Annotated in this window: 6 protein-coding genes; 1 reads left to right on the top strand and 5 read right to left on the bottom strand. The window is 51.2% G+C overall.

The window, feature by feature from the left end:
- Positions 1–317: 317 nt before the first annotated feature.
- The 3 genes from nadS to BMX75_RS17430 all read right to left on the bottom strand — a co-directional run bounded on the left by nadS (position 318) and on the right by BMX75_RS17430 (position 1,405).
- On the bottom strand, positions 318–602 hold the full coding sequence (nadS, locus tag BMX75_RS17420) for a NadS family protein (RefSeq protein ID WP_092830910.1): 285 nt from the start codon (positions 600–602) through the stop codon (positions 318–320).
- Positions 602–940 (bottom strand): type II toxin-antitoxin system RelE/ParE family toxin, encoded by a 339-nt coding sequence (locus tag BMX75_RS17425; protein ID WP_245748645.1) that lies wholly within the window; start codon positions 938–940, stop codon positions 602–604. The genes nadS and BMX75_RS17425 overlap by 1 nt, the downstream gene beginning before the upstream one ends.
- A 273-nt stretch (positions 941–1,213) precedes the next feature.
- Positions 1,214–1,405 (bottom strand): DUF2283 domain-containing protein, encoded by a 192-nt coding sequence (locus tag BMX75_RS17430; protein WP_085918476.1) that lies wholly within the window; start codon positions 1,403–1,405, stop codon positions 1,214–1,216.
- A 453-nt stretch (positions 1,406–1,858) separates the two neighbouring features.
- On the opposite strand from BMX75_RS17430, the gene BMX75_RS17440 reads away from it, so the two are divergent.
- Positions 1,859–2,317, top strand: a complete 459-nt coding sequence (locus BMX75_RS17440; RefSeq protein WP_092830912.1) for an REP-associated tyrosine transposase — start codon at positions 1,859–1,861, stop codon at positions 2,315–2,317.
- Between the two features lie 264 nt (positions 2,318–2,581).
- Here BMX75_RS17440 and BMX75_RS17445 read toward each other — a convergent pair whose 3' ends face one another.
- Entirely contained in the window at positions 2,582–2,962 is a 381-nt protein-coding gene (locus tag BMX75_RS17445) for a type II toxin-antitoxin system VapC family toxin (RefSeq protein ID WP_092830914.1), read from the bottom strand.
- The gene (locus BMX75_RS17450; protein WP_092830937.1) at positions 2,952–3,176 is read right to left on the bottom strand and encodes a hypothetical protein; all 225 of its coding nucleotides are present in this window, start codon (positions 3,174–3,176) and stop codon (positions 2,952–2,954) included. Before BMX75_RS17450 ends, BMX75_RS17445 begins: the two co-directional genes overlap by 11 nt.
- Positions 3,177–3,407 lie beyond the last annotated feature (231 nt).

Genomic DNA, 3,407 nt, shown 5'->3' on the forward strand with positions numbered 1-3,407 from the left:
GTCGGGCTCCTACAAGGGCTGGGAGCAACCACCAACGTATGTGCATGGGGGTTCGTAGGAGCCCAATTCATTGGGCGATCAGGAAGGATCAAGGCGCTGAAGGTGATTGCTGGTAGATGGTCTGATCGCCCGACAGAGTCGGGCTCCTACAAGGGCTGGTAGCAACCCACCCACGTATGTGCATGGAGGGGATTGCAGGAGCCCAATTCATTGGGCGATCAGCAAAGGATCAAGGCGCCAAGGGTGATCGCTGGTAGTTGGGCTGATCGCCCGACATATTCGGGCTCCTACAGGGGTTGGGTGCGCGTACTGGGCAATCAGTGTGAAGCCAGCTCGTTAAAGAACGAAGGGTTTTCTTGAATGGTCGCGAGTACCTTCGCTGCCAACCCTGTTGGATTGCGACGCTTGGTCTCCCAACTTTTTATGGTGTCGATGCTGGTGCCCATTGCGTCGGCAAACTCAGCTTGAGATACATGCAATTTTGCCCGAATTGCTCTGACATCCGCCACTTCGTGGCGAGTCACCCGGCTGGCTTTCGTCTTACCCTTTTGGATCTCGACAGCTTCTTGCAGCGATGTGTTGAGCTCATCAAAAATACTCATCAAGAAACCTCCTCTCTTAACTGCTGGGTAAGTGCTTTGAGCGTAGCCTTTTCAGAAGGCGTCAAACTGTCTTTCACATTTTTGGGATAAGCCAGTATCAGGTAGATCACCTCAGCGGTAGCTAGAAAATAAATGACGCGAGCTCCGCCTCGTTTACCCTTATGCCCCAGTGCCATACGAACCTTACGCAGTCCCCCAATGCCTTGGATCAGGTCACCCTTGTCCGGCTGCGCAATGAGCGTTAACTGAAGCTCCTTTAGCTCGTCATCAGAGGCAATTGTGTCGATTTGCCTAGTGAATGTGGGCGTTTCAATAAACTCTATCCCGTGAGTCACCATTATGGCTTTCTTTCAACCAGCATACCTCATGGTGTACAAAGTACACAACAAAAATCGAAATGTCGATGTATTATTAACATTTTCGACAGAGGTGATCGCACGACAGAGTCGGGCTCCTACAAGGGCTGGTAGCAACCCACCCACGTATGTGCATGGAGGGGGTTGTAGGAGCCCAATTCATTGGGCGATCAGCAAAGGATCAAGCCGCCAAGGGTGATCGCTGGTAGTTGGGCTAATCGCCCGACATAGTTGGGCTCCTACAGGGGTTGGAGATTACGCGGCGTGGCTGCGCAACAACGGCCAGGCGCCTTGTTTGGATGCTTCTAAAATCACAACTTCAACAATGGTGCCATCTTCTGCGTAACTAATATGCGTATTCCAATCTTGCGACACCTCTTTCGAGATTGGCTTGTCGGAGAGATGCACGACTAAAATGTCATCCGTTTCGTCATAGGTGGTTCGCATGTTTAACCCTCCCACTGAAAATGGTGCATAACGGTTTTAACAATAAGCTTATCTTCTAACACAACAGCAGCACAGACCAAGTTATCACTGCGCGATGAAGCCAGGCTCCTGCCAGGGCTGGGTGCAAACACCAACGCTTGTGCATGGGGGTCGTAGGAGCCTAATTCATTGGGCGATCAGGAAGGTTCGAAGCGCCGAAGGTTATCGCTTTTAGACGATCTGATCGCCCGACATAGTCGGGCTCCTACAGGGGTTGGGAGCATCCACCCACGTATGTGCATGGGGGGTCGTAGGAGCCCAATTCATTGGGCGATCAGGAAGGATCGAAGCGCCGAAGGTTATCGCTTTTAGACGGCCTGATCGCCCGACAGAGTCGGGCTCCTACAGGGGTTACGTGCGTGTGATGGGTTTTGTTGTAAATTATAGATAGAAATCCAGGGATGGAGGTGGGTTATGCCGCGTGGTCATGCGTTGCGCTTGGGCAGACGTTGTATACCGGGGCATTATTATGTGGTGACGATAGTGACGGAGAATCGCCGGCATGTTTTCCGTGATTTCTCGATGGGGTGTGCGGCATCGCGTGCGTTTTATCATCCGAGCGTTCAGCGGCATGGGGTAACGTGGGCGTTTGTGGTGATGCCCGACCATGTGCATTGGTTGATGGCGTTAGAGGGCGACCTTTCACAGGCGGTTAAGTTGTATAAATCGTATGTTTCGCTGGCGGCGGGAAGCCCAGTTTGGCAACGCGGATTTCACGACCGGTTGATACGCCAGGAGGAAGGCATACGTGATAGCGCGCGTTATATAGTGGCCAATCCGTTAAGGGCCGGGTTGGTCAACCAGATTGGTGATTACAGTTTTTGGGATGCCCGCTGGTTAACGCCGAATGCAGATGACCCGGTGATTGTGTGAGCGTTTTGTAGGAGACCAATTCATTGGGCGATCAGGGAAGGATCGAAGCGCCGAGGGTAATCGCTGGTAGATAGTCTGATCGCCCGACGAAGTCGGGCTCCTACAAGGGCTGGGAGCAACCACCAACGTATGTGCATGAAGGTTCGTAGGAGCCCAATTCATTGGGCGATCAGGAAGGATCGAAGCGCCGAGGGTAATCGCTGGTAGATAGTCTGATCGCCCGACAGAGTCGGGCTCCTACGGGGCTGGGTGCTTGTTTTAGCACTATTTTGGCGTTATGCGGGTCACCAAATCGTCTAGTGAGATTGAGTTTCCTATGTGGCGATCTGCGAGCTTTTGATCGTCAGTTACCAATACAAAGCCACCGCTCAGCGCGGTGGCAGAAATAATGCTATCGGGAAGCTTCAAAGACGACGATCTGCGAATTTTGATGGCCGTGTTTTGAATAGCCCTTTCTAGCTGTATCACTGTCAGCTTTTGAAGCAAACCTCTAAGTTTTGCTTCATCCTCGCTGGTTAAAGAAGGCCAGGACAGCAGTTCCATCTCAGTGATGACTGAGACGGCATATTGGTTTGCAGGTAATTTCAGCTTTCGGTTAAGCGCGTAGATAATGGCATTTGTATCGAGCAGGTATTTACCATTCATCCCGTAATGCCCTCTGCATTTCAACGGCATCTTGCTCTTTGAATGCGCTTATTTCAGTGTCGCTAAAATCTAATGCTGCTGCTGGCACCTCCGCCGTATCCATGTCTTTTATCATCACAACGATATGCGCGTGATGGTTTTGGATCTCGTTATATTCAGGCGGTATGGTCACCACACCGTTTTTTATATCCGCCTCAAATTCAATCGCGTACATAATATTTCTCCCAGCGGTTTTCCCTGAGGTTGTTCGCATATACAGCTGCATCAAGTCGTCAATCCACCTTCGCGCGCCTCAGCTTATCTCACAATGATAGTTACATAAATTTCTGGGCGCTCATATACAGTTCTATGCCACAGAAATGATTGCGGTTCCATAGGTTATAGCTTGTAGATAGCCTGATCGCCCGACAAGTCGGGCTCCTACATTGGCTGGGTGCAAGCACGG

The sequence above is a fragment of the Vreelandella subterranea genome, from assembly GCF_900111305.1.
Taxonomy (GTDB): Bacteria; Pseudomonadota; Gammaproteobacteria; order Pseudomonadales; family Halomonadaceae; genus Vreelandella; species Vreelandella subterranea.